This is a genomic window from Micropruina sp., assembly GCF_047602385.1.
In the GTDB taxonomy this organism is placed as follows: domain Bacteria; phylum Actinomycetota; class Actinomycetes; order Propionibacteriales; family Propionibacteriaceae; genus Micropruina.
Genome location: NZ_JASGHL010000001.1, coordinates 745,039 through 770,751, shown reverse-complemented (window position 1 = coordinate 770,751; position 25,713 = coordinate 745,039). Strand labels below are relative to the sequence as shown.

At 70.1% G+C, this 25,713-nt stretch carries 22 protein-coding genes; 18 read left to right on the top strand and 4 right to left on the bottom strand.

The window, feature by feature from the left end; translation table 11 throughout:
- Positions 1 to 18: 18 nt before the first annotated feature.
- Both QM711_RS03565 and QM711_RS03560 read left to right on the top strand, forming a co-directional pair.
- Positions 19 to 1,338 (top strand): M20 family metallo-hydrolase, encoded by a 1,320-nt coding sequence (locus QM711_RS03565; protein WP_415096331.1) that lies wholly within the window; start codon positions 19 to 21, stop codon positions 1,336 to 1,338.
- Positions 1,335 to 2,813 (top strand): amidase, encoded by a 1,479-nt coding sequence (locus QM711_RS03560; RefSeq protein WP_415096330.1) that lies wholly within the window; start codon positions 1,335 to 1,337, stop codon positions 2,811 to 2,813. Before QM711_RS03565 ends, QM711_RS03560 begins: the two co-directional genes overlap by 4 nt.
- Positions 2,814 to 2,840: 27 nt before the next feature.
- Here QM711_RS03560 and ybaK read toward each other — a convergent pair whose 3' ends face one another.
- The gene (gene ybaK / locus QM711_RS03555) at positions 2,841 to 3,335 is read right to left on the bottom strand and encodes a Cys-tRNA(Pro) deacylase (RefSeq protein ID WP_415096329.1); all 495 of its coding nucleotides are present in this window, start codon (positions 3,333 to 3,335) and stop codon (positions 2,841 to 2,843) included.
- Positions 3,336 to 3,377: 42 nt separating this feature from the next.
- Between ybaK and QM711_RS03550 the strand changes: the two genes are divergently transcribed.
- Entirely contained in the window at positions 3,378 to 4,781 is a 1,404-nt protein-coding gene (locus tag QM711_RS03550; protein ID WP_415096328.1) for a pyridoxal-dependent decarboxylase, read from the top strand.
- A 139-nt stretch (positions 4,782 to 4,920) separates the two neighbouring features.
- On the opposite strand, the gene QM711_RS03545 is transcribed toward QM711_RS03550, so the two are convergent.
- Complete coding sequence (locus QM711_RS03545) at positions 4,921 to 5,292, bottom strand: FKBP-type peptidyl-prolyl cis-trans isomerase (protein ID WP_415096327.1); 372 nt, start codon at positions 5,290 to 5,292, stop codon at positions 4,921 to 4,923.
- A gap of 90 nt (positions 5,293 to 5,382) precedes the next feature.
- On the opposite strand from QM711_RS03545, the gene hisD reads away from it, so the two are divergent.
- The 8 genes from hisD to QM711_RS03505 all read left to right on the top strand — a co-directional run bounded on the left by hisD (position 5,383) and on the right by QM711_RS03505 (position 13,098).
- On the top strand, positions 5,383 to 6,699 hold the full coding sequence (hisD, locus tag QM711_RS03540; RefSeq protein WP_415096326.1) for a histidinol dehydrogenase: 1,317 nt from the start codon (positions 5,383 to 5,385) through the stop codon (positions 6,697 to 6,699).
- On the top strand, positions 6,696 to 7,790 hold the full coding sequence (locus tag QM711_RS03535) for a histidinol-phosphate transaminase (protein WP_415096325.1): 1,095 nt from the start codon (positions 6,696 to 6,698) through the stop codon (positions 7,788 to 7,790). The genes hisD and QM711_RS03535 overlap by 4 nt, the downstream gene beginning before the upstream one ends.
- Entirely contained in the window at positions 7,787 to 8,401 is a 615-nt protein-coding gene (hisB, locus tag QM711_RS03530) for an imidazoleglycerol-phosphate dehydratase HisB (RefSeq protein WP_415096324.1), read from the top strand. Before QM711_RS03535 ends, hisB begins: the two co-directional genes overlap by 4 nt.
- Positions 8,401 to 9,024 (top strand): imidazole glycerol phosphate synthase subunit HisH, encoded by a 624-nt coding sequence (gene hisH, locus QM711_RS03525; RefSeq protein ID WP_415096886.1) that lies wholly within the window; start codon positions 8,401 to 8,403, stop codon positions 9,022 to 9,024. Before hisB ends, hisH begins: the two co-directional genes overlap by 1 nt.
- Positions 9,025 to 9,353: 329 nt before the next feature.
- Complete coding sequence (locus QM711_RS03520) at positions 9,354 to 10,355, top strand: serine hydrolase domain-containing protein (protein ID WP_415096323.1); 1,002 nt, start codon at positions 9,354 to 9,356, stop codon at positions 10,353 to 10,355.
- A gap of 257 nt (positions 10,356 to 10,612) precedes the next feature.
- Complete coding sequence (locus tag QM711_RS03515; RefSeq protein ID WP_415096322.1) at positions 10,613 to 11,197, top strand: ArsR/SmtB family transcription factor; 585 nt, start codon at positions 10,613 to 10,615, stop codon at positions 11,195 to 11,197.
- Complete coding sequence (locus QM711_RS03510) at positions 11,190 to 11,870, top strand: SRPBCC family protein (protein WP_415096321.1); 681 nt, start codon at positions 11,190 to 11,192, stop codon at positions 11,868 to 11,870. The genes QM711_RS03515 and QM711_RS03510 overlap by 8 nt, the downstream gene beginning before the upstream one ends.
- Positions 11,871 to 11,901: 31 nt before the next feature.
- A complete protein-coding gene (locus QM711_RS03505) occupies positions 11,902 to 13,098 on the top strand; it encodes a cysteine desulfurase-like protein (RefSeq protein ID WP_415096320.1) in 1,197 nt (398 codons plus the stop codon).
- Between the two features lie 9 nt (positions 13,099 to 13,107).
- Here QM711_RS03505 and QM711_RS03500 read toward each other — a convergent pair whose 3' ends face one another.
- Entirely contained in the window at positions 13,108 to 14,202 is a 1,095-nt protein-coding gene (locus QM711_RS03500; RefSeq protein WP_415096319.1) for a glycosyltransferase, read from the bottom strand.
- 134 nt (positions 14,203 to 14,336) lie between these two features.
- On the opposite strand from QM711_RS03500, the gene priA reads away from it, so the two are divergent.
- The 4 genes from priA to lgt are packed head-to-tail and all read left to right on the top strand — an operon-like array spanning position 14,337 to position 17,849.
- Complete coding sequence (gene priA, locus QM711_RS03495; protein WP_415096318.1) at positions 14,337 to 15,062, top strand: bifunctional 1-(5-phosphoribosyl)-5-((5-phosphoribosylamino)methylideneamino)imidazole-4-carboxamide isomerase/phosphoribosylanthranilate isomerase PriA; 726 nt, start codon at positions 14,337 to 14,339, stop codon at positions 15,060 to 15,062.
- A gap of 54 nt (positions 15,063 to 15,116) precedes the next feature.
- A complete protein-coding gene (locus QM711_RS03490) occupies positions 15,117 to 16,130 on the top strand; it encodes a hypothetical protein (protein WP_415096317.1) in 1,014 nt (337 codons plus the stop codon).
- The gene (locus QM711_RS03485) at positions 16,127 to 16,891 is read left to right on the top strand and encodes a YebC/PmpR family DNA-binding transcriptional regulator (protein WP_415096316.1); all 765 of its coding nucleotides are present in this window, start codon (positions 16,127 to 16,129) and stop codon (positions 16,889 to 16,891) included. The genes QM711_RS03490 and QM711_RS03485 overlap by 4 nt, the downstream gene beginning before the upstream one ends.
- A gap of 4 nt (positions 16,892 to 16,895) precedes the next feature.
- On the top strand, positions 16,896 to 17,849 hold the full coding sequence (lgt, locus tag QM711_RS03480; RefSeq protein ID WP_415096315.1) for a prolipoprotein diacylglyceryl transferase: 954 nt from the start codon (positions 16,896 to 16,898) through the stop codon (positions 17,847 to 17,849).
- Between the two features lie 48 nt (positions 17,850 to 17,897).
- Here the strand turns inward: lgt and QM711_RS03475 are convergent, their stop codons facing one another.
- Complete coding sequence (locus QM711_RS03475; RefSeq protein ID WP_415096314.1) at positions 17,898 to 18,935, bottom strand: hypothetical protein; 1,038 nt, start codon at positions 18,933 to 18,935, stop codon at positions 17,898 to 17,900.
- Positions 18,936 to 19,135: 200 nt separating this feature from the next.
- On the opposite strand from QM711_RS03475, the gene gltB reads away from it, so the two are divergent.
- Genes gltB through QM711_RS03460 form a run of 3 tightly spaced genes read left to right on the top strand, consistent with a single transcriptional unit; the run spans position 19,136 to position 25,704 of the window.
- Positions 19,136 to 23,656: a glutamate synthase large subunit gene (gene gltB / locus QM711_RS03470; RefSeq protein ID WP_415096313.1), complete on the top strand. Its 4,521-nt coding sequence runs from the start codon at positions 19,136 to 19,138 to the stop codon at positions 23,654 to 23,656.
- Positions 23,649 to 25,121 carry a glutamate synthase subunit beta gene (locus QM711_RS03465; protein WP_415096312.1) on the top strand — a complete coding sequence of 491 codons (1,473 nt, stop codon included), beginning with the start codon at positions 23,649 to 23,651 and terminating at the stop codon, positions 25,119 to 25,121. Before gltB ends, QM711_RS03465 begins: the two co-directional genes overlap by 8 nt.
- 7 nt (positions 25,122 to 25,128) lie before the next feature.
- The gene (locus QM711_RS03460; RefSeq protein WP_415096311.1) at positions 25,129 to 25,704 is read left to right on the top strand and encodes an SgcJ/EcaC family oxidoreductase; all 576 of its coding nucleotides are present in this window, start codon (positions 25,129 to 25,131) and stop codon (positions 25,702 to 25,704) included.
- Positions 25,705 to 25,713: the final 9 nt, after the last annotated feature.

The window sequence follows — 25,713 nt, the reverse complement described above, 5'->3', positions numbered from 1 at the left end:
AGCGCGAAGGACGTCGAGATGACCGACCGGCTTGCCCAACTCCGCGATGATCTGGAACGTGCCTTCCTGAGGGACTTTCATCAGGTCGCGACCATCGGAGCCACCGATCGAGGCGGAGTCGAGCGGCAGGCCGCGACCGATGCCGACCGGCAGACCCGCGACTGGTTCAGCGCATTCGCGCGAGCCCGGGGGTGGGCGGTCGAGGTGGACGGTATCGGCAACCTGTTCGCGACCCTTGAGTTCGTGCCCGGTGCGCCCGCCATCCTGAGCGGATCGCACCTCGACTCGCAGCCGCGCGGCGGTCGTTTCGACGGTGCCTACGGGGTGTTGGCGGCCCTGCACGCGGCCGCCGAACTGGAGCGCCGGGTTGCGGAGGGCGAGCTGACGCCCAGGTACAACCTGGTCGTGGTGGACTGGTTCAACGAGGAGGGCAGCCGGTTCCCGCCGTCCATCATGGGCAGCTCGGTGTATGCCGGCCTGCTGGACCGCGAGCAGATCCTCGGGGTGCGCGACCTCGCCGGCACCACGGTGCGGGACGCGCTGGAGGCGATCGGCTATCTCGGGACGTCCGGGGGTCCGGGCGAGCTCGCCGGCTACGCCGAGGTGCACATCGAGCAGGGCCGGATCCTGGAGCGCGAGGGGATCGCGCTCGGCGCGGTCGACTCGAGCTGGTACACCCAGAAGATCGAGATCGACGTGATCGGCGAGCAGTCCCACACCGGCGCCACCGCGATGGCGGACCGGCGCGACGCGCTGGTCGGTGCCGCGCGGGTCACTTTGCTGGTGCGCGACATCTGCAACGAGTACCCGGCCGAGTCACTGGTCTCGTCGGTGGGTCAGATCACCGTCGAGCCGAACTCGCCCATCGTGGTGAACAGCCGCGTCCATCTGGTCGCCGATCTGCGCGCGAACGATCCCGCAATCGTCCGGAGTGCCCGGGACGCGCTGATGGCCCGATTCCAGCAGGTCGCGGACGAGGAGCGGCTGGAGATCGTCGCGCGGGACTTCGACATCCGTCCCAACCGCTACTACCCCCAGGAAGGCGTCGCACTGCAACAGCGCGTCGCCGATCGGCTGGGCCTGAGCATCCGCCGGATGCAGACCATGGCCGGGCACGACTCCGTCGCCATGAACACGATCACGCCGTCGGTGATGATGTTCGTCCCCTCGGTCGACGGGGTGTCGCACTGCGAGCGGGAGTTCACCTCCGACGGCGACCTGGTGAACGGCCTGATCGCGCTCACCGAGGTGATCGCGGAGTTGCTGACCGGCGTCCTGGACGGCGTCGCCTACCCGGGTGTCCCTTCCACCAGCACGAACGAGAGCAGACTGCGTTGACCGATCGACCGCTTCACACCCTGGGCGCGATCGAGGCCCTGCGTGCCTTCCGGACGCGGCAACTCTCGCCGGTGGAACTCTTCGATGCCCTGACCGAGCGCATCGAGCGGCTCGACCAGGCCGATCCGGAAGGCTGCGGCCCGATCAACGCGGTGGTGCAGACGCTCGGCGACGGGCGGTCGGCCGCCCGATCGGCCGAGCGGCGCTACCTCGACGGGGTCGACGAACCACTCGGCGCGGGTGGGTCGGCGTTGCTCGGCCTGCCGGTCGCCACCAAGGAGAAGCACGGGATCGCCGGGCAGCCGCTGAGCCAGGGCCTGTCCGCGCTGCGCGACGAACTGGCGAAGGATGACCATCCGGTGATCGCGCGGGTCCGCGCCGCCGGCGGAGTCGTGCACGCCCGCACCGCCTCGCCCGAGTTCAGCTGCGCCACGGTCACCCACTCGCCGTTGTGGGGCGTCACCCGTAACCCCTGGAACCGTCGATTGTCTCCGGGCGGCTCCTCGGGCGGCGCGGGCGCGGCGCTCGCCGCCGGGTATGCGCCGCTGGCCACGGCGTCCGACATCGCGGGCTCGACCCGCATCCCGGCAGCCTTCAACGGCGTGGTCGGCTACAAGGCTCCGTACGGCCGGGTTCCGGGCATGCCGCCGCTGTCGGCCGACTGGTACCGGGGTGACGGGCCGATGGCCCGATCGGTGGCCGATACGGCGCTGCTGTACAACGTGCTCAGCGGCGTCCATCCCGGCGACCACGGCACCGTACCCGGTGAAGGAGCCGTACCGATCGATTACCCGGACGCCGCCGACTGGCTCGCCGGCAGGCGCATCGCGCTGTCGGTGCAACTCGGCGACTATCCGGTGAACCCGGACGCGCAGGCCGCCATCCAGCGCATGGCGGCCGTGCTCGGCGCGGCGGGGGCCGACGTCGTGCAGGTCGAATTGCCCTGGACGAGCGCCGGAATCCGCGATCTGACGATGGCTCACTTCGGTCACATCCTCGGCCCGGCGATGGCCGAGCTGACGAGTGGGATGGACGGCTTGGCCGACTACACCCGGCGTTTCATCGTCGATGCCGCGGCGGCCGCCGAGCGGATGAGCCTGATCGACACCCTCGCCGGGGAAAGTCGGCTGCAGGCCGAACTCGCGGCGGCCATGGGTGGAGCCGATGTGCTGATCGCCCCGGTCAATGCCGTGGACGGCCTGGTCGCCGACGCCAGCTACCTCGACGGAATCACCGTCGCCGGTCCCGATGGCGGCGATCTGCACCTCACGCACTACTGGCAGGCGCACCTGACGGTGCCGTTCAACGTGAACAACCGCTGCCCGGTGCTGTCGGTGCCGATCGGGTTCGGCGCCAACCGCCTGCCGGTCGGCATGCAGATCGTCGGCCACCCCTATGCCGAGAGCACCGTCTTTCGCGCAGGCGCCGCGGTCGAGGCCTTGCAGCCCTGGCCGCTGCTGGCCCCGGTGGGGTGAGGGTTCGCCGCCGAGCCGCCGGGTGACTCAGCGAGCGATGTCGGCCCAGGTCGCGCGGGTGAGGGCGGCCAGGTCGGAGGGCGCGAGTTCGACCTGTAGCCCACGCTTGCCGGCCGAGACGAGGATCGTGTCGAACAGCTGAGCGGTCTCGTCCAGAACAGTCGGCAGCAGGGTCTTCTGGGCGATCGGCGAGATACCGCCGACCACATAGCCCGAGCTGCGGGTCGCCTCGGCGGGCTTGGCCAGCACCGCCTTCTTGGCGCCCAGCGACGCGGCGAACGCCTTCAGGTCGAGTTGGGTGGCGACCGGCACGACGCCGACCGCGAGCGGCGGGCGTCCGGTCCCCACGCCGATCACCAGGGTCTTGAAGATGCGCAGCTCGTCCACGCCCAACTCGCGGGCGGCTTCGGCGCCGAAGTCCCGGCTGTCGTCGTGGTGGGTGTAGGCGTGCAGGCTGAACGAAATGCCCGCCGCGGTCAGCGCGTCCGTCGCCGGAGTGCCGCCCGGGAGTCTGCCGCTCACCCGTTCACCGTAGTGGACGCGCCGCCGCAGTAGGTTGTGATCGTGGATGCAGCGGAGTTCCGAGCCCATGGTCACCGGCTGATCGATTGGATCATCGACTACCACCAGCAGGTTGCGAGTCTGCCGGTACAGGCCCAGGTGGCGCCGGGGGAGACCGCCGCCAAGCTGCCCGAGCATCCGGGCGCCCCGGACGGCTTCGACGCCCTGCTCGTCGACCTCGACCGGGTGGTGGTTCCCGGCTTGACCAACTGGCAGCACCCGGGCTTCTTCGCCTGGTTCCCGGCCAACACCGGCTATCCGGCGATCCTCGCCGAGCTGGTCTCGGCCGGCCTCGGCGTCCAGGGGATGAGCTGGGCGAGCAGCCCGGCGGTCACCGAGGTGGAGACCCGGATGATGGACTGGATGGCCGAGTTGCTGGGGCTGCCGGACGGCTTTCGCTCCGCCAGCGCGTCCGGCGGCGGGGTGATCCAGGGGTCGGCGAGCGAAGCCACCCTGACCTCGATCCTGGCCGCCCGGTACCGGGCCACGGGCGGGTCGGTGAACGCCGACTCCGACACCACCAAGCTGGTCGCCTACGCCACCGGACAAGCACATTCGTCCATCGAGAAGGGGCTGCGGATCGCCGGCATCGGCACCGATCATGTGCGCGTCGTGCCGCACGACGCGAACTTCGCGATGCGTCCTGACGCCCTGGCTGAGGCGATCGCCGCCGACCGCGCGGCCGGTTTGGTGCCGTTCTGGGTGTGCGCCACCGTCGGCACCACGAACTCGCTGGCCGTGGACCCGGTGCGCGCGGTCGGCGAGATCGCCCGGCAGGAGGGGCTGTGGCTGCATGTGGACGCTGCGATGGCTGGGATCGCCACCCTGTGCCCCGAACTGCGCTGGCTCAACGACGGCCTCGAGCTGGCCGACAGCTACGGCACCAACCCGCACAAGTGGATGGGTGTCACCTTCGATTGCAACCTGTTCTACACCGCCGACCGGGCCAGCCTGCTCGGCGCGTTGAGCATCCTGCCCGAGTATCTGCGGACGGCGGCCGCCGAGACCGGCGCGGTGATCGACTACCGGGACTGGCAGGTCCCTCTGGGCCGCCGCTTCCGGGCGCTGAAGCTCTGGTTCACCCTGCGCACCGACGGCGTCGGCCCGGCCCAGGCGATGATCCGGGACCACCTGGCCTGGACGTCCGAACTGGCCGCCTGGGTGGCCGCCGACGAGCGCTTCGAGATCCTTGCGCCGCACCCGCTCAACCTGCTGTGCCTGGCGCTACGGGCCGGTGACGACGCCACCACGGCACTGATCGAGCGAGCCAACGCCACCGGCACGGCGATGTTCACCCGGACCGTCCTCGGCGACCGGGTGGCGCTGCGGTTCTCGATCGGTGCCCGCAGCACCACCCTCGATGGCGTCCGCTCCGCCTGGCGTTTGCTCCAAGACCTCGCCAACTAACGGGGACGGTTCTCTTGGCCACCGGGGACGGTTCTCTTGGTCACCCTGGTCACCAGAAGTGTCCGGAAGTGTCCGGAAGAACCGTCCCCGGTGACCAAAAGAACCGTCCCCGGTGACCGGAAGAACCGTCCCCGAAATTTCAGCGGACGGCGAGAAGGTCCACCACGAAGATCAGGGTCTCGCCCGGGGCGATGACACCGCCGGCGCCGCGATCGCCGTAGCCGAGGTGCGGCGGGATGACCAGTTGCCGGCGTCCGCCCACCTTCATGCCCTGGACGCCGCGGTCCCAACCCGCGATCACCTGGCCGACGCCGAGCCGGAAGCTGAGCGGTTCGCGACGGTTGTAGGACGCGTCGAATTCCTCGCCGCTGGAGTGCGCGACGCCGACGTAGTGCACCACGACGGTGTTGCCGGCCGCCGCCTCGGCGCCGTCGCCGACGGTGATGTCGGTGATGGTCAGGTCGTCGGGGGCGTCCCCGGGGAAATCGACTTCGGGCTTCTCGTTGGTCATGGGCATCAGCCTTGCACAGCCGGACCAGCCGGCGTCCGCCCGCACCACCGGCGTGAACGTACGGCGACGCACTTCCGTAGAATCACAGCCGTGATCCGCACCCTTGACCTGCGCGGGCAGGCCGCCGACTACCGCACCGTCGTTCCTCGGGCACCGATGGACGTCGAGCATGCGGTCGAGCTGGTCCGGCCGATCTGCGACGCGGTGGCCGAACGTGGCGCGGACGCCCTGCGCGAGTTCTCCGCCCGCTTCGACGGCTGTGAGCCGGCCGACCTGCGGGTGCCCGCCCAGGCCATCGCGGACGCCGAGGCCGGGATCACCCCCGAACTGCGCACGGCGCTGACCGAGTCGATCCGGCGCCGGCGCACCGTCGCCGAGGTCGAGGCGCGGGCCGAGCTCCTGCGCGCCGAGCCGGCCCCGGGGGCGGTGGTCGAATCCCGCGCGGTGCCGGTGGACCGGGTCGGGCTGTACGTCCCGGGCGGGTTGGCGCCGCTGGCGTCCTCGGTGCTGATGAACGTGATCCCCGCACAGGTCGCCGGGGTGCCGTCGATCGCGGTCGCGTCCCCGCCGCAGGCCGAGTTCGGCGGGCTGCCGCACCCGACCATCCTGGCCGTCTGTGCGCTGCTCGGCGTGGACGAGGTGTACGCCGTCGGCGGGGCGCAGGCGATCGCCATGTTCGCCCACGGCGTCCCCGGCCTGTGCGAGCCGGTGCAGCTGGTGACCGGACCGGGCAACATCTACGTGGTGGCGGCCAAGCGGCTGCTGCGTGGCAAGGTCGGCATCGACGCCGAGGCCGGCCCGACCGAGATCGCCATCCTCGCCGACGACAGCGCCAACCCGCGCTTCGTCGCGGCCGACCTGATCTCGCAGGCCGAACACGACCCGCTGGCCGGGGCCGTCCTGGTCACAGATTCGGTCGAGCTGGCGGACGCGGTGCACGCCGAACTCGCACCGCAGGTCGACTCCACCCGGCATGCCGAGCGGATCCGGACGGCGCTGGCCGGCGAGCAGTCGGCGATCGTGCTGGTCGACGATCTCGACCAGGGTCTGGACGTGGTGAACGCCTACGCCGCCGAGCACCTGGAAATCCACACCCGGGACGCCCGGGCGGTTGCCGGCCGCGTCCGCAACGCCGGAGCGATCTTCGTCGGACCCTGGGCGCCGGTCTCGCTCGGCGACTACAGCGCCGGCAGCACCCACGTGCTGCCGACCGCCGGCTGTGCCTGCCATTCGTCCGGCCTGAACGTGAACAGCTTCCTCAAGCACGTCCACGTGATCGACTACTCCCGCGACGCGCTGCTGGCGGTGGCGGACGTGGTGGAGACCTTCGCCGCCGCCGAGAATCTCCCCGCCCATGGCGCCGCGGTCACCGTTCGCCGTTGTCAGCTCGACGAAGGAAGCCGATGAAACCGAACCCGACGCTGGCCGAGTTGCCGCTGCGTCCCGAGTTGGTCGGCGAAGAGCCCTACGGCGCGCCCCAGCTCGACGTGCCGGTGTGCCTGAACGTCAATGAGAACCCGTTCCCGCCCAGCGCCGAGATCGCCGCCGACATGGCCGCCGCGATCACCGCCGGTGCGACCGGCATGAACCGCTACCCCGATCGCGAGGCGACCGGCCTGCGCACCGCGCTGGCGGCGTACCTGGGCCACGGGCTCACCATCGAGAACATCTGGGCCGCCAACGGCTCCAACGAGGTGATGACCCACGTGCTGGGTGCCTTCGGCGGTCCCGGCCGCACGGTGCTCAGCTTCACCCCGACGTACTCGATGTACCCCGAGTACGCCCGCAACACCCACACGCGCTACGTCACGGCGCCGCGTCACGACGACTACACCGTGGACGCCGAACTGGTGCTGTCCGCGATCAAGGACGCAGGGGCCGATGTGGTGATCATCACCACGCCGAACAACCCCACCGGCACGCCGACCGCGCTGCAGGTGATCGCCGAAGTGCTGGCCCACACGGACGCCATCGTGGTGGTCGACGAGGCGTACCAGGAGTTCTCCCGGCACCCCGAACAGACCGCGCTCACCCTGCTGCCGCGATTCGGCAACCTGATCGTCAGCCGCACCATGAGCAAGGCGTTCGCTCTGGCCGGCGGCCGGATCGGTTACCTCGCCGCAGCGCCTGCCATCGTGGACGCCTGCCGGATCGTCCGGCTGCCGTACCACCTGTCGGCGCAGACCCAGATCATCGCCGAGACCGCGCTGAAGCACGCCGACTTCCTGCTCTCCCAGGTCGACCAGCTGCGCCGCACCCGCGACGAGATGCTCCTCCGGCTGCCCGAGATCGGTGTCGAGGTGATCGACTCGGACGCCAACTTCTGCCTGTTCGGCCCGTTCGCCGACCGGCATGATGTCTGGCAGCGGTTGCTGGACCGCGGCGTCCTTGTCCGCGAGACCGGACCCAAAGGTTGGCTACGGGTTTCTGCCGGCACGCCCGACGAAACCGAGACGTTCTACACGGCCCTGGCCGAAGTACTGGAGGAGATCCGATGACGGCACGCACCGCGGTGGTGGAGCGCAGCACCAGTGAGTCGAGCGTTCGGGTGGCGGTGAACCTGGACGGCACCGGCGCCTCGACGATCAGCACCGGCGTCGGCTTCTACGACCACATGCTGACCGCGCTGTCCAAGCACTCGCTGATCGACCTCGAAGTCAGCACCACCGGCGACCTGCACATCGACGGCCACCACAGTGTGGAGGACACCGCCATCGCGCTCGGCCACGCGGTCAAGCAGGCGCTCGGCGACAAGCGCGGCATCGTCCGGTTCGGTGACGCCACCGTGCCGCTGGACGAAGCCCTCGCGCACGCCGTCGTCGATGTCGCCGGGCGCCCGTACGTGGTCTGCGCGGGCGAGCCCGACGGGCAGATCTACGCGCTGATCGGCGGCTCCGGCGTGCCCTACGCCGGCTCGATGACCTACCACCTGATGGAGTCGTTCGCGATCAACGCCGGCATCTGCCTGCACCTGCGGCTGCTCGCCGGACGCGATCCGCACCACATCGTGGAGGCGCAGTTCAAGGCCGTGGCCCGGGCGCTGCGGATCGCGGTCGCGATCGACCCGCGGGTCGCGGACGCGATCCCGTCCACCAAGGGCTCGCTGTGATCGACCCGCGCGTGGTCGTCCTCGACTACGGCTCGGGCAACCTGCACTCGGCAACCCTGGCATTGCGGGCCGCCGGTGCTGATGTCGTGCTCACCGCGGACGCCGATGCGGCGTTGGCGGCGGACGGCCTGGTGGTGCCCGGCGTGGGTGCGTTCGCGGCCTGCATGGACGGCCTGGTCGCGGTCGGCGGGCCGGCGATCATCCGGGAACGGCTCGCGCAACGGCGTCCGGTGCTGGGCATCTGCGTCGGTCATCAGGTGCTGTTCGGCCACGGTGTCGAGCACGGTCTGGACGCCGTCGGCGTCGGCGTCCTGCCCGGCGTGGTGGAGCGGCTGACCAGCGCCCGGCTACCGCATATGGGCTGGAACACGGTCGACGCCCCGGCCCATTCGACGCTGTTCAGCGGGTTGGCGGGGGAGCGGTTCTACTTCGTGCACTCCTACGGCGTGCGCTCGTCCGACGACCTTCCTCAGGCCGCGACGGTGACCTGGGCCGAGCACGACGGCGACCGTTTCGTCGCGGCCGTCGAGTACGGGTCGCTGTCCAGCACCCAATTCCACCCTGAGAAGTCAGGCCAGGCGGGCGCGCGGTTGCTGCGCAACTGGATCGCCACGCTCGGCTGAGACTGGGCGTGGACCGCCCGGACAGTTCCCCTCGCTCCACGCACCGACTGTCCCTTCGGCGCGCCTCGCATCTCGGGGACGGTTCTTTTCGCATGTCGGGGACGGTTCTTCTCGTTCGAAAATCGCACATTGGGAACCGTCCCCAACGTGCGAGTTTCGAACGAGAAGAACCGTCCCCCCGATGCGACACACACCACGTCTCGGAGAACCGTCCCCGGGTGTTCGGAATCCGAACGAAAAGAACCGTCCCCGAGTGTTCGGAATTCGAACGAGTAGAACCGTCCCCGAACTTCGGTGGGCATCCGGACGGCGCCCGGGCACACTGAGGCATGGAACTCGACACCGACGCCCTGCTCGCCGCAGTCACCGAGAACGACTTCACCGGAGTGATCCGGGTCGAGGCAGGGGAGGAATGCCTGTTCGAGCAGGCATTCGGAATGGCCGACCGGGCCCATGGCATCCCCAACACCGCCGACACCCAGTTCGGCATGGCCAGCGGATCTAAGACGTTCACCGCGCTGGCGGTGTTGTCCCTGGTCGCTGAGGGCACGATGGCGCTGGACGACTCGGTCCGCCGCTGGCTCGGCAGTGACCTGCCGCAGATCGACGATGCCGTCACCGTGCGGCACCTGCTCGGCCACCGATCCGGGGTGGGCGAGTATCTGGACGACGATGCCGACGCCGACGAGTACCTGATGCCCGGCAGCATGCACAGCTACGCCTCGCCCGAGGACTTCGTGCCGCTGCTGGACGTGCCGATGCTCGCGGCACCCGGCAGTGGATTCGAGTACAGCAACGGCGGTTTCGTGCTGCTCGGGCTGCTCGCCCAGCGGGCGTCCGGCGTCCGGTACCAGGAGCTGGTGCGCGAGCGGGTGCTGCGCCCGGCCGGACTCCAGCACACCGACTTCCTGCGATCCGACGAACTGCCCGGCTCGGCCGCCGTCGGCTACCTCTACCCCGACAGCCTGCGCACCAACATCTTCCACCTGCCGATCGAGGGCAGCGCGGACGGCGGCGCCTACCTCACCGTCGGCGACGCCCGGACGTTCTGGCTGGCGCTGGCCACCGGCGCGATCGTGCCGTCCGAACTGGTCGACGAGATGACCACGCCGGTTCCCGACCATGATCCGGAATGGCCGTACGGCTTGGGGTTATGGCTGCCGAGACCGGGCGGAGTATGGGCAATGGTCGGCGCGGACGCCGGGGTCGAGATGAAGAGCGAACACGTCCCCGCCCATGACCTGACCTGGACGGTGCTGGCCAACGAGTCGGACAAGGCCGGCCCGATGATGAAGCACCTGCGGCTGTGGCGCGAGGCCGCGCTTGAGTGAACCAGCGGCGAAATCGCGGGGCGTGCGGCGGTCGAAGTTGGTACGAAAGAACCGTCCCCGGTGACCAGGAGAACCGTCCCCGGTGACCAGGAGAACCGTCCCCGGTGACCAGGAGAACCGTCCCCGGTGACCAAGAGAACCGTCCCCGGTGACCACCCCGGTGACCAGGAGAACCGTCCCCGGTGACCACCCCGGTGACCAGGAGAACCGTCCCCGGTCTATTGACAAAAAGTATTGTCAAATAGCACGCTGAGGCCATGCCGGCAGCAGCGATCGAACTCCTGGACCAGGACGGTCAGGTTAAGGCCGCACTGGCGCCGATCCGCCGCCGGCTGCTGGAGCTGCTGCGGCAGCCGGCGTCCGCCACTGAACTCGCCAAGCAGACCGGACTCACGCGGCAGAAACTGAACTACCACCTGCGGGTGCTCGAGCGGGCCGGGCTGGTCGAACTGGTCGAGACCCGGCAGCGCCGCGGCTGCGTCGAGCGGGTGCTGCGGGCGACCGCCGCCGAGCTGGTGGTCGATCCGCGGATCCTGGCGCGGGGGGAGCGGGTCCGCTCGCGCGACCGGTACGCCGCCGAGCACCTGATCGGCGCGGCGTCGGACGTCGTCCGGTCGGTTTCCCGATTGCGGGCCGGCGCGGACGCCGCCGGAAAGCGGCTGCTGACCTTCACCATCGAGGCCGACGTGACGTTCGCGCAGCCCGCCGACGTCCACGCTTTCACCGACGCACTCGCCGCCGCGGTCGCCGAACTGGCCGCTGAACATGGCTCCGACCAGGGGCAACGCTTCCGCCTGGTGTTGGGCGGACATCCGAGTAGAGGAGACGATTCCGATGACTGAGCACGGACCGATCATTGAGGTGACGATCGCCGCACCCGTGGAGGTGGTCTGGCCGAGCCTGCGGGACCCGGCGCTGATCCGGCGTTGGCACGGCTGGCACTGCGCCGAACTCGACGACGAGATCACCATGATTTTCGGAACCGATCAGGCCGACGACGACACCCATACCCTGACCGCCAACGGCGGGGACGTGTTCGAGGTGCAGGCCGTCGACGGCGGCGTCCGGGTCCGGGTCACCCGTGCTCCGTATGATCCGGACGTGCCCTGGGCCGCCTACTACGACGACGTCACCGAGGGCTGGACGTCGTTCCTGCAGCAACTGCGGTTCATGCATGAGCAGCATCCGGACGAGGACCGGCGGACCATCTTCCTGATGGGACGCGGCGCGCCGGGAGCCGTCGAGCGCCTGTTCGCCGCGCTGCCCACGTCCGTGGGCGCCGACTGGTACACCGCCGAGCGGCAGCGCGGCGTGCTGCTGCCGGAACTCGGTCCCGGCCTGCTGCTCGCGGTGGCCAAGGACGCCGTGCGCGACGACACCGGCGCCGAGATCTCCGACGCGTCCGCGATCGTCACCTGTTACGGCCTCGACGACGCGCAGTTCGCCGCCGAGCAGGAGCGCTGGACGGCGTGGTGGCGCCAGGCCTACCCGGAGGCGCCGCCGGCTCAGGTGTGAGGCTGCGGCGCGGACCCCTACACTCGCCAGCATGTCCCTCGACGTCGCCGCCCTGCGCACCCATTTCCCGTCCCTGACAACGGGTGTCGCCCACTTCGACGGTCCGGGCGGCACCCAGACGCCGGTCCAGGTGGGCGAGGCCATCGCCCGCACGCTGACCGGTCCGCTGTCGAACCGGGGGACGACCACCCGGGCCGAGCGGAACGCCGAGGACGCTGTCGCCGAGTTCCGGACGGCGTTCGCCGACCTGCTCGGATCGCGACCTGAAGGCATCGTGCACGGCCGCAGCGCCACCCAGCTCACCTACGACTTCTCCCGCGCGCTGGCGAAGTCGTGGCGCCCCGGCGACGAGATCGTGCTGAGCCAGCTCGACCATGACTGCAACGTCCGGCCCTGGATCCAGGCCGCCGAGCGGGCCGACGTGGGCGTCCGGTGGCTGCGGCTCGACCCGGCCAGCGCCGAACTCGACCTCGGCGACCTGGACCAGGTGATCAACGAACGCACCCGGCTGGTCGCAGTCACTGCGGCGTCCAACCTGCTCGGCACCAAGCCGCCGCTGGCCCGGATCGCCGCGCACGCCCACGCGGTCGGCGCGCTGGTCTACGTTGACGGCGTCCACTACGCCGCGCACGCGGCGGTCGACCGGGACGAGCTGGGTGCCGACTTCTTCGCCTGCTCGCCGTACAAATTCCTCGGCCCGCACTGCGGCGTGTTGGCCGCCGACCCGGAACTGCTCGAGGTGCTGCTGCCGGACAAGCTGAAACCCTCCACCAACGACGTGCCTGAGCGGTTCGAGCTGGGCACGCTGCCGTACGAGACGCTCGCCGGCGCCACCGCCGCGGTCGACTTCCTGGCCGGCCTCGCCCCGGCGTCCGGTAGCCGGCGCGAACGCCTGGTCGCCGCCCACCACCTGATCGACGCCCATGAGTCGCGCCTGCGCGGCCGCATCGAGGACGGCCTCGCCGGTTTCGGATCTCGAGTCACCCTGCACTCGAAGGCGGCCGACCGGACGCCGACGCTGTTCCTCACCTTCGCCGACCACGACAGCGCCGATGCATCTGACTTCTTGGCCGGGCGCGACATCGCCGCACCGGCCGGCACCTTCTACGCCTACGAACCGGCCACGGCGATCGGTGTCGCGAGGGGCTTGCGAGTCGGACTGGCGCCCTACAACACCGAGGCCGAGGTCGACCGGCTGCTGGACGGCTTGGCCGCCTTTCTCCGCTGACTCCGCCGGTCAGGCATCGACCCGCTCGACGAGCTGGGCAACGACGCGCTCGGGATCAGGCATCGAGGCCATCTCGGCCCGGATCGCCTCGACCCGGGCGCGCACCCCCGGATCGCCGAGAACGTGTGCCAGCGCGGCGTCGACGGCGTCCGCCGGCGCGTCGTTGGCGACAGCGACCCCCGCCCCGAGCGCGGTGAGCCGGTCGGCGTTGACGAACTGGTCCGCACCCTGCGGCGTCAGAACCTGCCGGACGCCCGCGGCCAGACAGGCCAGCAGCGTCCCGGTGCCGCCATGATGGATGGCGACGTCAGCCTGCTGCAGCACCGCGGCCTGGTCGACGAACCGCTCCACCCGCACCGACGCCGGCAACTCGCCCAGTGCCGCGGGCTCGCCCTGCGGGCCGGCTGCGACCAGCACCCGCTCGCAGACCCCGGCCGCCGCCAGGATCGAGCGCCGCAACGCCTCGATCGCCCCGAAGGACACCGTTCCCAGGGTGACGTACCCACGCGGGCCGGAGGTGGGACCGGCCAGCCAGTCGGCTCCCGCGGCGGCCGCGCCCGACCATGCCATCGATCGGATCGGCAGGTGTTCGATGCCCGGGGGGAGGGTCCACAGCGACCAGCTGGGCGGCGACGGATCGATCACCACCCGCGGCTGCAGGTGTGTTTCCGGCTGCAGGATCGTCAGCCAGCCCGCGGCCTGCATCCCGATGTTGAACGAGATCGCCGGCACGCCCTCGGCGGCCGCGGCCATGGCGGCGCCGAGGTGCGAACTCTCGTGGACGAGCAGGTCCGGGCGTCCCTGGGCTTCCCACATCCCACGGAGCAGCGGCTCGGTGTGGCGAGGCATCACCACACCGAACATCGCCCGGGGAAACCAGAACGGATCGGTTCGGTCGCCGGCCGCCGCAACGGCCTCCCGCTCGGCGACGCCCAGGGTCAGGCCGGCCGGCACCCCGGCCACCACCGGCACCGGAAGCCGGCCGGCGAAGTCGTCCCCGCAGATGAAGAGGACGTCGTGGCCGGCCCCCTGCGCGGCCGCGGCCAGCGGCACCATCGGGAAGACATGGCCGTAGGCGGGGATCGCCGCGAAGTGGATCCGCATGGCCGATTCTCACCGGTGCGGATGCGGGCTGGCGAGTGCGCACAACTACCACCTGCGGCGCCGGGTTTCGTCGCGTCCTCAGCGCCCGACCCCCGATCGTCCGGCCGCCCGGATCGACGCTAAGGTCGAGCCTCGTGACCGCACTGACCTTGTTCCCCGCCGTCGACGTCCAGAACGGCCAAGCCGTCCAGCTGACCCAGGGGGTGGCCGGCTCGGAGAAGGTGTTCGGCGACCCGCTCACCGCGGCCCTGCGCTGGCAGGACGCCGGTGCCGAGTGGCTGCACCTGGTCGATCTGGACGCCGCCTTCGGACGCGGCTCGAACGCCGAACTGATCGCCGCGATCACCGACCGGCTCAGCCTCAACGTGGAGCTCTCCGGGGGCCTGCGCGACGACGCCAGTTTGCAGCGGGCGCTGGCGACCGGCTGCCGGCGGGTCAACATCGGCACCGCCGCGCTGGAGAACCCGGACTGGTGCGAGCGCGCCATCGCCGAACACGGCGACCGGATCGGCATCGCGATCGACGTCAAGGGCACTCGCCTGGCGGCACGCGGCTGGGTCCGTGAGGGCGGCGACTGGGCCGAAGCGGTGGACCGGCTCTCGGCCGCCGGCTGCCAGGCTTTCGTGGTGACCGACGTCAAGTCCGACGGCATGCTCACCGGCCCGAACCTCGACCTGCTCCGCGCGGTCTGCGCGCGCACCGACGCCGAGGTGATCGCCTCCGGCGGCATCGCCGGACTGGACGACCTGGCAGCGCTGCGCGAACTGGTGCCGCTCGGGGTCACCGGGGCGATCATCGGCACCGCCCTGTACGTCGGCAACTTCACCCTTGAGGATGCGTTGGCCGTCGCCGGCAAGTAAGCACACTGTTCCAGGCGTTCTACTAGATTGGGGTTTTGGAAGACGGAGGCGACGATGCCGATACCGGCCAAGAGCCACGGTTGCACCTGGCACTGGCTCTCCCAACGGGACATCCCCGAGATCGCCGGTCTGATCGCAGCCGAGGAACACTTCGGCGACGCCACTCATCACCACGACCTGCCCGCCTTGGAGGCCGCCGTCGCGGACGACGCGGTCCGCGAGTCGCAGACCGGTGTCGTCCTGCGCAAACCGAGCGGCACGCTGATCGCCTATGCCTGGATCCGGCTCCCGGGCGTCGGCGAGCCACCGCACCGGCTGCGCTTGCACGGCGGCTGTCACCCGGCGTGGCGGGACGACGGCGTCCAGGGCACGCTGCTGCGGTGGCAGGTGGAACGTGCCCAGGAATGGCATCTCGAGCAGACCGACCTCGGCACGCCCGAGTTGTCGATGATGATCTCCAGCGGCAACCTGTTCCTCGCCGAGACCCTCTCGGCGTGCGGATTCCGGCCCCAGAAGTGGTACCACGCGATGCGTCGCGGCCTGCAGGAACCGATTCCGGACGGCCCCGCACCGCTGCCCGGCGTCCGGCTCGAACCGTTCGGGGGGCAGTGGAGCGAGCCGGTCCGGCAGCTCCACAACGCGACCCTCGGCGACCCCGACGAGGCGATCGATCCCGGCGGCTGGACCTGGGGGCTGGCCGGCGCGGGCGTGCGGGACGACTGGTCCTGGGTCGCCGTGGTCGGCGATCAGCCGGTCGGCTGGGCGCTGAACGCGGACACCTACCTGGCGGGCCACCGCGTCGGTTGGACCGAGTATCTCGGGGCGTGCCCGCAATGGCGCAACCGCGGCATCTTTCACCTGTTGCTGCAGCGCAGCCGGGACTCGTTCCTCCAGGCCGGCCTGAACACCGCGGGAATCGGCATCGACACCGAATCCGGGCAGGGTGCCCGTCCCTATCTCGGACTCGGTTACACCGGCGTGGACTCGATGGTCTGGTACGTGTGCCGTCCGCGGGTCGATACAATCGGGGCCGCGCAGACGGACGAGCAGCAGATGGGACGTAGATGAGCGGGCACTCCAAATGGGCCACCACCAAGCACAAGAAGGCGGCGATCGACGCCAAGCGGGGCAAGCTCTTCGCGAACCTGATCAAGAAGATCGAGGTGGCAGCGCGGGTCGGCGGCGGTGACCCCGGTGGGAACCCCACCCTCTACGACGCCATCCAGAAGGCCAAGAAGAACTCGGTCCCCAACGACAACATCGACCGTGCGGTGAAGCGGGGCTCGGGCATCGGCGGCGAGACCGTCGACTACACCGAGATCATGTACGAGGCCTACGGCCCGGGCGGGGTCGCGATCCTGATCGAGTGCCTCACCGACAACCGGAACCGGTCGGCGTCCGATGTGAAGGTGGCGGTCACCCGCAACGGCGGCACGATGGCCGACGTCGGCTCGGTGTCGCGGATCTTCGACCGCAAGGGCATCGTCGAGGTGGCCAAGACCCAGGGCGGCAAGGAACTCGACGAGGACGACCTGCTCGAAGCCACGCTGGACGCCGATCCCGAGGACGTCTCGGACGAGGGCGAGACCTTCAAGGTGATCTCCGATCCCAGCGCCGTGGTCGACGTCCGCAAGGCCGTCCAGGACGCCGGCCTGGACTACGAGTCGGCCGAGGTGCAGTTCGTGCCGCAGTACACCCAGGCGATCGACGCCAAGGACGCGGCCGAGAAGCTGTTCAAGCTGCTCGACGCGATCGAGGACGTGGACGACGTCCAGACCGTCTACTCCAACGAAGACGTCCCCGAAGCGGTGCTGGCCGAACTGGAGTGACCCGATGGGGCAGGATGGGCGGGTGCTGTTCTCCATCCCGTCCCCGCCGGTCAGCGGCTGGCAGCTCGGTCCGTTCTTCCTGCACATCTACGCGCTCTGCCTGATCGCCGGCATGATCGCCGCCTGGATGATCGGCAACCGACGCTGGCAGGCCCGCGGCGGCAAGCCCGAACAGTTCGAAACCATCGTGCTGGTGGCGATCCCGGCGGGAATTGTCGGCGCCCGGATCTACCACGTGCTGACCCACCTCGGCGACTACTTCGCGCCCGGCATCGACCCGTGGAGTGCGCTGCGGATCTGGGAGGGCGGCATCGCCATCTACGGGGCGATCGGCGGCGGCGCGCTGGCCGCCTGGCTGATGTGTCGCCGCTACGGCGTCCGATTCGCGGCGCTGGCCGACTCGCTGGCGCCGGGCATCGCGGTCGGGCAGGCGCTGGGCCGGTTCGGCAACTGGTTCAACCAGGAGCTCTACGGGTTGCCCACCGACCTGCCGTGGGGACTGGAGATCGACCCTTCCCACCGGGTGCCCGGTTTCGAGCAGTATGCGACCTTCCACCCCACCTTCGCCTACGAATCGTTGTGGAACGTGCTGGTCGCGGTCACCCTGATCTGGGCGGACCGGCGCTTCCGGCTCGGACACGGCAAGGTGTTCGCCCTGTACATCGCGCTGTACGGCTTCGGCCGGTTCTTCACCGAGGGCATCCGGCTGGACTTCTCCTACGACACCTTCGGCCCGATCCGGTTCAACCAGGCGGTCGCCGCGCTGATCTGCCTGGCCGGTGTGGCCGTGCTGGTCTGGTTGGTGAAGAACCGGCCCGGACGCGAGAACGGCGTCGAATTCACCGCTGCGGCGAGCCCGGACGCCGATTCCGCCGAACCCAGCGATGATGCCGACGGCACCCAGGACGACGACGTCGAGACCCCGGCCCTCAACGGCAAGGATCCCGCGGACAGCTGAAGGCGGGGGAGAGGTCTCGACAAGCTCGACCAACGGGTGGGCACCGGCTCAGCGCCGGATCTGGCCTTCCTGGTAATCGTCGGGGTTCAGTCCGGCGGCACGGAAATCGTTGGCGTCGGCCGAACCGGAGGCACCCACCCAGCGCCGGTTGCGTTCGTCGACGAAGTAGCGGTCGGCCCCGGCGTCCACCTGCACGTCGTCGCCCGACGCGGTGCGCACCGTCTCCTCCTCGCGCATCGCGTTGATCCACGAGTGCTGGGCGTCCAGCCCGGGCGAGTCGGCTGTGCCGCCCGAAGGCTGGTTGAGCCGGTTCAGGAACGACGCGGTGCTCGCCTCTCCCATTGCGACCCGCTGCTCGTGGATCGCCGTGTTGGCCGCACCGGCGGCGACGATGTCGCCCATCCGCTGGTTGTGCATCGTGGTGTTGAGGTTCATCCAGGCCGCGCTCTGCTGGGCGTTGATCGCCTGCTGGTTGGCGAACAGCTGATTCTCGGCGGCCCGCCATTGCGGGCTGGTCCGTTCCGAATACATCGCCTTCAGTAGCAGCGCCCGGTCGGGCTCGCCGCCCCCGGTCACGAACAGGACGCAGACGTCCGCCATCCAACTGGGGCCGAACGAGTTCGTCGACACAAAGCCGAGGGCCTCGACGGTGCGGCCCTGGTCGGTGAAGCCGAAGCGCGCCGAGGCTGCGGTGCACCGCAGCCGAACTCCGGCCTCCGCGGCCCGTTGATGCGTGGCCTGAACCAACTCGGGCTCGGGCTGGACGGCGCCGGCGCGAAACCCGGGGGCCGCGCCGAAGCGCTGACTCAGGTATTGCGGCAGGAACGCCTCCGCGTCGACATACCCGGCCAACTGGTGGACACCGGGCTGGATGAACATGCCCGAGGACGGCTCGTAGAAGTCGGGCAGGTCGGGGTCGTGCAAGCTGAGCCGCAACGAGCCGTCGGGAGAGACTGCCCGAACCACTCGCCGCTGCGCCGGGCCGACCCGCAGCAACCGGACGTCGTGGCTCCAGCCCGCCGGCAGGTCCACCGTGAAGGAGGCTTCGTTGACATCGGCGACGGACCGCCATTCTGTGGCTGTCATGGCCTCAGGCTAGGGTTAGCACCCTGCGGAGTCGAGGGCCCGGCCCCCGACATCCGCCGGTCCATGATGCAAGCAGGCTTCACGCGGCGAATCGTAGGCTTTGTAAGCTGCGCAGCGCGCACAGCGTCGACGTCGGGTGGCGGACGCGGAGGCGTGCCCTCCGGCACCCGAGCTTCGCCCCGGAGGATGAGGAGAACGCCATGACTGGAACGTCGATGCCCCACCGGCCGCGCCAGGGACTGTATGACCCCGCCTTCGAGCATGACGCCTGCGGCGTCGCCTTCATCGCCAAGCTCAGCGGTGAGGCCAGCCACGACATCGTGGCAAAAGGCCTGACCGCGCTGGAGAACCTGGACCACCGCGGCGCCACCGGTGCTGACGCCGCCGCCGGCGACGGAGCCGGCATGCTGCTGCAGATCCCGGACGCCTTCTTCCGTGCCGTCGCCGACTTCGAGCTGCCCCAGGCGGGCGGCTACGCGATGGGCATGGCATTCCTGCCGACCTCTCCGGTCAAGCGGGCCGGCGCCAAGCGCGCGATCGAGTACATCGCGGTCGAGGAAGGCCTGGACGTCGTCGGCTGGCGTCCGGTGCCCACGCAGGACGGCACCCTGAGCCCGATCTCGCGAGAGGCGATGCCGGTCTTCGAGCAGCTGTTCGTCAGCTCTCCCGGCGGGGAACAAGGCATCGAGCTGGACCGGCTGGCGTACCCGTTGCGGCAGCGTGCCCGCAACGAGACCGGGGTGTACTTCGCCTCGCTGTCGGCCCGGACAACCGTGTACAAGGGCATGCTCACCACCCAGCAACTGGCCGAGGTCTTTCCCGATCTGACCGACGAGCGGATGGCGTCGGCGCTGGCCCTGGTGCATTCCCGGTTCTCCACCAACACCTTCCCGGCCTGGGAACTGTCCCACCCGTACCGGCTGATCGCGCACAACGGCGAGATCAACACGGTCAAGGGCAACCGCAACTGGATGCGGGCCCGCGAGGCGTTGCTGGCCAGCGACCGGATTCCCGGCAACCTGGAGCGGATCTTCCCGATCTGCACCCCGGGCGGCTCCGACTCGGCGTCGTTCGACGAAGTGCTCGAGCTGCTGCATCTGGGTGGTCGCTCGCTGCCGCATGCGGTGATGATGATGATCCCCGAGCCGTGGGAGAACAACGCGGAGATGGACCCGGACCGCCGGGCGTTCTACTCCTTCCATTCCTCGCTGATGGAGCCCTGGGACGGCCCCGCGGCCGTCTGCTTCACCGACGGCTCGCTGATCGGCGCCACCCTGGACCGCAACGGTCTGCGTCCGGGCCGCTACTGGGTCACCGACGACGGGTTGGTGGTGTTCGCCTCGGAGTCCGGCGTCCTCGATCTGCCACAGAGCTCGGTGGTCGCCAAGGGCCGGCTGCAGCCGGGCCGGATGCTGCTGGTCGACCTGGCCGAGCACCGGCTGATCGACGACGACGAGATCAAGTCGTCCCTGGCCGCCGAGCATCCCTACGGCGAGTGGGTCGAGCAGGGCCGGGTCGATCTCGACGACCTGCCCGAACGGCAGCACGTGGTGCACAGCGCCGCCTCGGTGCTGCGCCGGCAGCAAGTCTTCGGCTACACCCACGAGGAGCTGAAGCTGCTGCTGGCTCCGATGGCCAACAGCGGTGCCGAGCCGATCGGATCGATGGGCACCGACACCCCGCTGGCGGTGCTCAGCGAGCGTCCCCGGTTGCTGTTCGACTATTTCGCGCAGCTGTTCGCCCAGGTCACCAACCCGCCGCTGGACGCGATCCGCGAAGAGCTGGTCACCTCGCTGAGTTCGACCTTCGGCCCCGAGGGCAACCTGCTGCAGCCCGGACCGGACTCCTGCAAGCACATCGTGATCGGCTATCCGGTGCTCGACTCCGACCAGCTGGCCAAGCTGGTCCGGATCAACCGCGACGGGCTGATGCCCGCCTACGACACTCACGTCGTCCGCGGCCTGTACCCGGTCGAGGAAGGTGCGCTGGGGCTGAAGCTGCAACTGGACGAGCTCTGCCGCGAGGTCACCGCGTCCATCGAGCGCGGCTGCCGGACGATCGTGCTGTCCGACCGGCACTCCAACGCCGACCTGGCGCCTATCCCGTCCCTGCTGCTCACCGCGGCCGTGCACCACCACCTGGTGCGCGAGAAGAAGCGCAGCCAGGTCGGCCTGATCGTCGAGGCCGGCGACGTCCGCGAGGTGCACCACCTGGCCCTGCTGATCGGCTACGGCGCCGCCGCGGTGAACCCGTACCTGGCGTTCGAGTCGGCCGAGGACCTGGCCCGCCGCGAGTGGCTGGTCAAAGTCGAGCCCGAGAAGGCGGTCGCGAACGTCCGCAAGGCGCTCGGCAAGGGCGTGCTGAAGGTGATGTCCAAGATGGGCGTCTCGACCATCGCGTCCTACACCGGCGCGCAGATCTTCGAGGCGCTGGGGCTGAGCTCCGACTTCGTGGACGCCTATTTCACCGGCACCCCGAGCCGGGTCGAGGGGATCGGCCTGGACGAGATCGCCCGCGGCATCGCCGCCCGGCACGCCCAGGCCTACCCGCCGGACCGGATCACCCTGCCGCACCGCACCCTGAACGTCGGCGGCGAGTACCAGTGGCGCCGCGAGGGCGAGCCGCACCTGTTCGACCCCGAGACGGTGTTCCGGCTGCAGCACGCCACCCGGTCGAAGCGTTACGACATCTTCAAGGCCTACACCGAGCGGGTGAACGACCAGGCCGAGCGGCTGATGACACTGCGCGGGCTGCTCGAGTTCGCGTCCGATCGCAGGCCGGTGCCGATCGATCAGGTTGAGCCGGTCAGCGAGATCGTCAAGCGGTTCTCCACCGGCGCGATGTCCTACGGCTCGATCTCCCGCGAGGCGCACGAGACGCTGGCGGTGGCGATGAACCGGATCGGCGCCAAGTCGAACACCGGCGAGGGCGGCGAGGACGTCGACCGGCTCTACGATCCGCAGCGGCGCTCCGCGATCAAGCAGGTGGCGTCCGGACGGTTCGGGGTGACGTCGGACTACCTGACCAACGCCACCGACATCCAGATCAAGATGGCCCAGGGCGCCAAGCCCGGCGAGGGTGGCCAACTGCCCGGCCAGAAGGTCTACCCGTGGGTGGCCAGTACCCGGCATTCGACGCCGGGCGTGGGCCTGATCAGCCCGCCGCCGCACCACGACATCTATTCGATCGAGGACCTGAAGCAGCTGATCCACGACCTGAAGTGCGCCAACCCGGTCGCCCGGGTACACGTCAAGCTGGTCGCCGAGGTCGGGGTCGGCACCGTCGCGGCCGGCGTCTCCAAGGCCAAGGCCGACGTGGTGCTGATCTCCGGCCACGACGGCGGTACCGGCGCGGCGCCGCTGACCTCGCTCAAGCACGCCGGCGGACCGTGGGAGCTGGGCCTGGCCGAGACCCAGCAGACCCTGCTGATCAACGGCCTGCGGGACCGGATCGTGGTGCAGGTGGACGGCCAGCTGAAGACCGGCCGCGACGTGGTGATCGGCGCCCTGCTGGGCGCGGAGGAGTTCGGCTTCGCCACCGCGCCGCTGGTGGTCTCGGGCTGCATCATGATGCGGGTCTGCCACTTGGACACCTGCCCGGTCGGGGTCGCCACCCAGAACCCGGAGTTGCGGGCGAAGTTCAGCGGCAAGCCCGAGTTCGTGGTCAACTTCTTCGAGTTCATCGCCGAGGAGGTCCGCGAGATCCTCGCCTCGCTGGGTTTCCGCTCGATTCAGGAGGCGATCGGCCACGTCGAGGTGCTGCAGGCCCGCCGGGCGATCGAGCACTGGAAGGCGAAGGGCCTCGATCTTGAGCCGATCCTGCACTGGGTGGACACCGACGGTCCGCTGCACCGGATCACCGGCCAGGACCATGGCCTGGAAGCCAAACTCGACACGCAGCTGATCGCGCTGGCCGAGCCGGCGCTGGTCCGCGGCGAACTGGTCCGGGCCGATCTCACGGTGCGCAACGTGGACCGCACGGTCGGCACCATCCTGGGCCACGAGGTGACCAAGGCGACCCGGGGCAAGGGTCTGCCCGAGAACACCATCGACCTCACCCTGCGCGGCACCGCCGGCCAGAGCTTCGGTGCCTTCCTGCCGGCCGGCGTCACACTGCGGCTGGTCGGCGATACCAACGACTACTTCGGCAAGGGGCTTTCCGGCGGACGGCTGACGGTGCGTCCGGCCGAGGACGCCGCCTTCGTCGCCGAGGAGCACATCATCGCCGGCAACGTGATCGGCTACGGCGCCACCTCGGGTGAGCTGTTCATCCGGGGCAAGGTCGGCGAGCGGTTCTGCGTCCGCAACTCGGGGGCGACCGCCGTCGTGGAGGGCGTCGGCGATCATGGCTGCGAGTACATGACCGGGGGCGAAGCGGTGATCCTGGGCGGCACCGGCCGGAACTTCGCGGCCGGCATGTCCGGCGGCGTGGCCTACGTGCTCGATCTGGACGCCGGACGGCTGAACACCGAGATGGCCGATCCGCTGGAGCCCACCGAGGCCGACCTGGCCCGGATCCGGCAGTTGCTCGGCAAGCACCTGGAGGAGACCGGGTCCGCGGTGGCCGAGCGGCTGCTCGCCGTCGAAGACCTCGGCGCCCGCTTCACCACCGTGCTGCCGCGCGACTACGCCCGCGTCCTGGCGGCGCGGGCGCAAGCCGAACAGGCCGGACTGGACGAGGTGGCGACCACCGCGATGATGATGGAGGCCGCGCATGGCTGACCCCAAGGGTTTCATGACCACCCCGCGGGAGGTCGCCGGGCGGCGTCCGGTGGCCGAGCGGGTGCTGGACTGGAACGAGGTCTATCCGGACTCGCCGGGCAAGGCGGTGCTGCCGATCATCACCAAGCAGGCCGGCCGCTGCATGGACTGCGGCATCCCGTTCTGCCATCAGGGCTGCCCGCTGGGCAACCTGATCCCGGAGTGGAACGACCTGGTCTGGCGCGACGACTGGCGCGGAGCGACCGACCGGCTGCACGCCACCAACAACTTCCCCGAGTTCACCGGACGGCTGTGCCCGGCACCCTGCGAGACGGCCTGCGTGGTCGGCATCAACCGCGAGCCGGTGACGATCAAGAACGTCGAGGTGGCGATCATCGACCGGGCCTGGAGCGACCGGCGGGTGACCGCGGTCACCCCGGAGTGGCACACCGGCAAGACGGTGGCGGTGATCGGGTCCGGGCCGGCCGGCCTGGCCGCCGCGCAGCAGCTCACCCGGGCCGGGCACACCGTGGTGGTGTACGAGCGGGCCGACGCCATCGGCGGCCTGCTGCGCTACGGCATCCCCGAGTTCAAGATGGAGAAGGCCGTGCTGGAGCGCCGGCTGCGCCAGATGCGGCTGGAGGGCACCGTGTTCAAGACCGGACGCCGGATCGGCTCCGACGGCGATCTGTCCGGTGAGCAGTTGCTGGACCGGTTCGACGCCGTGGTGCTGGCCATCGGGTCGACGGTGGCGCGCGACCTGCCGGTGCCCGGCCGCGAGCTCAGCGGCATTCACCAGGCGATGGAGTTCCTGCCGCAGGCCAACCGCGCCGCGCTCGGCCAGGGGGTGCCCGACCAGATCACGGCGACCGGCAAGCACGTGGTGATCATCGGTGGCGGCGACACCGGCGCCGACTGCCTAGGCACCTCGATCCGGCAGGGGGCGGCCTCGGTCACCCAGCTGGAGATTCTGCCGATGCCGCCCGAGCAGCGGCCGGCGAATCAGCCCTGGCCGACCTATCCGATGACCTTCCGGATCTCCTCGGCCCACGAGGAGGCCGGCGAGCGGGTGTATGCGGTCTCGACCAGCGAGTTCGTCGGCGACGCCGACGGCCGGGTGGCGAAGCTGCGGCTGTCCGAGGTGGCGTTCAGCAACGGCCGGTTCGAGCCGGTGCCCGGCACCGAACGGGAGCTGCCGGCCGAGCTGGTGCTGCTGGCGATGGGCTTCGTGGGACCCGAGAAGCCCGGGCTGGTGGAGCAGCTGGGCGTCGACCTGGACCCGCGCGGAAACATCGCCCGGGACGCCACCTACGCCACCTCGGTGCCCGGGGTGTTCGTGGCTGGTGACGCCGGCCGCGGCCAGTCACTGATCGTCTGGGCGATCGCCGAGGGGCGCTCCTGCGCCAACGGCGTGGACGCCTATCTGCAGGGCACGTCCCGGCTGCCCAAGCCGATCCTGCCCACCGAGCGTCCGATGATGGTGTGAGGAAGTCATGGCGAAACTGAAGAAGCTGCTCAAGCGGGCCCGCGAGCTGAGCTATCTGCCGTTCCCGGCCGGGACGCCGATGGACCCGCCGCTGAGGGTGCCGACGGACCTGATCACGGAGTTCGTCCGAGCCTGGGACGACAAGGACGCCGAGGCGATCGGACGGCTCTTCGTCGACGACGCCGACTTCGTCAACGTGGTCGGCCTGCATTGGACCGGACGACGCTCGATCGTCAAGGCGCAGCGCTTCGGCTTCACCCACGCCTTCCCCAGCGCGAAGCTCGAACTGCTGGACGTGAGCCAGCGCCTGCTCGGTGACGACGCGGCCGTGGTGATTGCCCGCTGGCAGGTCTCCGGGCAGGTGGACCCCGACGGCGAGCCGGTGGATCCGCGACGCGGGGTGCTGAGTGCCACCCTGGTCAAGCTGGCCGACGGGACGTGGCTGGGGGTCAGCTGTCAGAACACCGACATCGCTCCGGCCGCGGACACCAACATCTCCCGTGGCGGCACGGTCAGCGCGGCCAGCTACATCAAGGGCCCGACCCCCGCCGAGGTGGCCGCGTCCGAACTCGTGGACGACTGAGTCTGGTCT

Coding starts and splice junctions, on each gene's coding strand:
- QM711_RS03565 (WP_415096331.1), top strand. CDS start 19: ATGACCGACCGGCTTGCCCAACTCCGCGATGATCTGGAACGTGCCTTC.
- QM711_RS03545 (WP_415096327.1), bottom strand. CDS start 5,292: ATGACCAACGAGAAGCCCGAAGTCGATTTCCCCGGGGACGCCCCCGAC.
- QM711_RS03535 (WP_415096325.1), top strand. CDS start 6,696: ATGAAACCGAACCCGACGCTGGCCGAGTTGCCGCTGCGTCCCGAGTTG.
- hisB (WP_415096324.1), top strand. CDS start 7,787: ATGACGGCACGCACCGCGGTGGTGGAGCGCAGCACCAGTGAGTCGAGC.
- QM711_RS03520 (WP_415096323.1), top strand. CDS start 9,354: ATGGAACTCGACACCGACGCCCTGCTCGCCGCAGTCACCGAGAACGAC.
- QM711_RS03515 (WP_415096322.1), top strand. CDS start 10,613: ATGCCGGCAGCAGCGATCGAACTCCTGGACCAGGACGGTCAGGTTAAG.
- QM711_RS03510 (WP_415096321.1), top strand. CDS start 11,190: ATGACTGAGCACGGACCGATCATTGAGGTGACGATCGCCGCACCCGTG.
- QM711_RS03505 (WP_415096320.1), top strand. CDS start 11,902: ATGTCCCTCGACGTCGCCGCCCTGCGCACCCATTTCCCGTCCCTGACA.
- QM711_RS03500 (WP_415096319.1), bottom strand. CDS start 14,202: ATGCGGATCCACTTCGCGGCGATCCCCGCCTACGGCCATGTCTTCCCG.
- QM711_RS03490 (WP_415096317.1), top strand. CDS start 15,117: ATGCCGATACCGGCCAAGAGCCACGGTTGCACCTGGCACTGGCTCTCC.
- QM711_RS03485 (WP_415096316.1), top strand. CDS start 16,127: ATGAGCGGGCACTCCAAATGGGCCACCACCAAGCACAAGAAGGCGGCG.
- lgt (WP_415096315.1), top strand. CDS start 16,896: ATGGGGCAGGATGGGCGGGTGCTGTTCTCCATCCCGTCCCCGCCGGTC.
- QM711_RS03475 (WP_415096314.1), bottom strand. CDS start 18,935: ATGACAGCCACAGAATGGCGGTCCGTCGCCGATGTCAACGAAGCCTCC.
- gltB (WP_415096313.1), top strand. CDS start 19,136: ATGACTGGAACGTCGATGCCCCACCGGCCGCGCCAGGGACTGTATGAC.
- QM711_RS03465 (WP_415096312.1), top strand. CDS start 23,649: ATGGCTGACCCCAAGGGTTTCATGACCACCCCGCGGGAGGTCGCCGGG.
- QM711_RS03460 (WP_415096311.1), top strand. CDS start 25,129: ATGGCGAAACTGAAGAAGCTGCTCAAGCGGGCCCGCGAGCTGAGCTAT.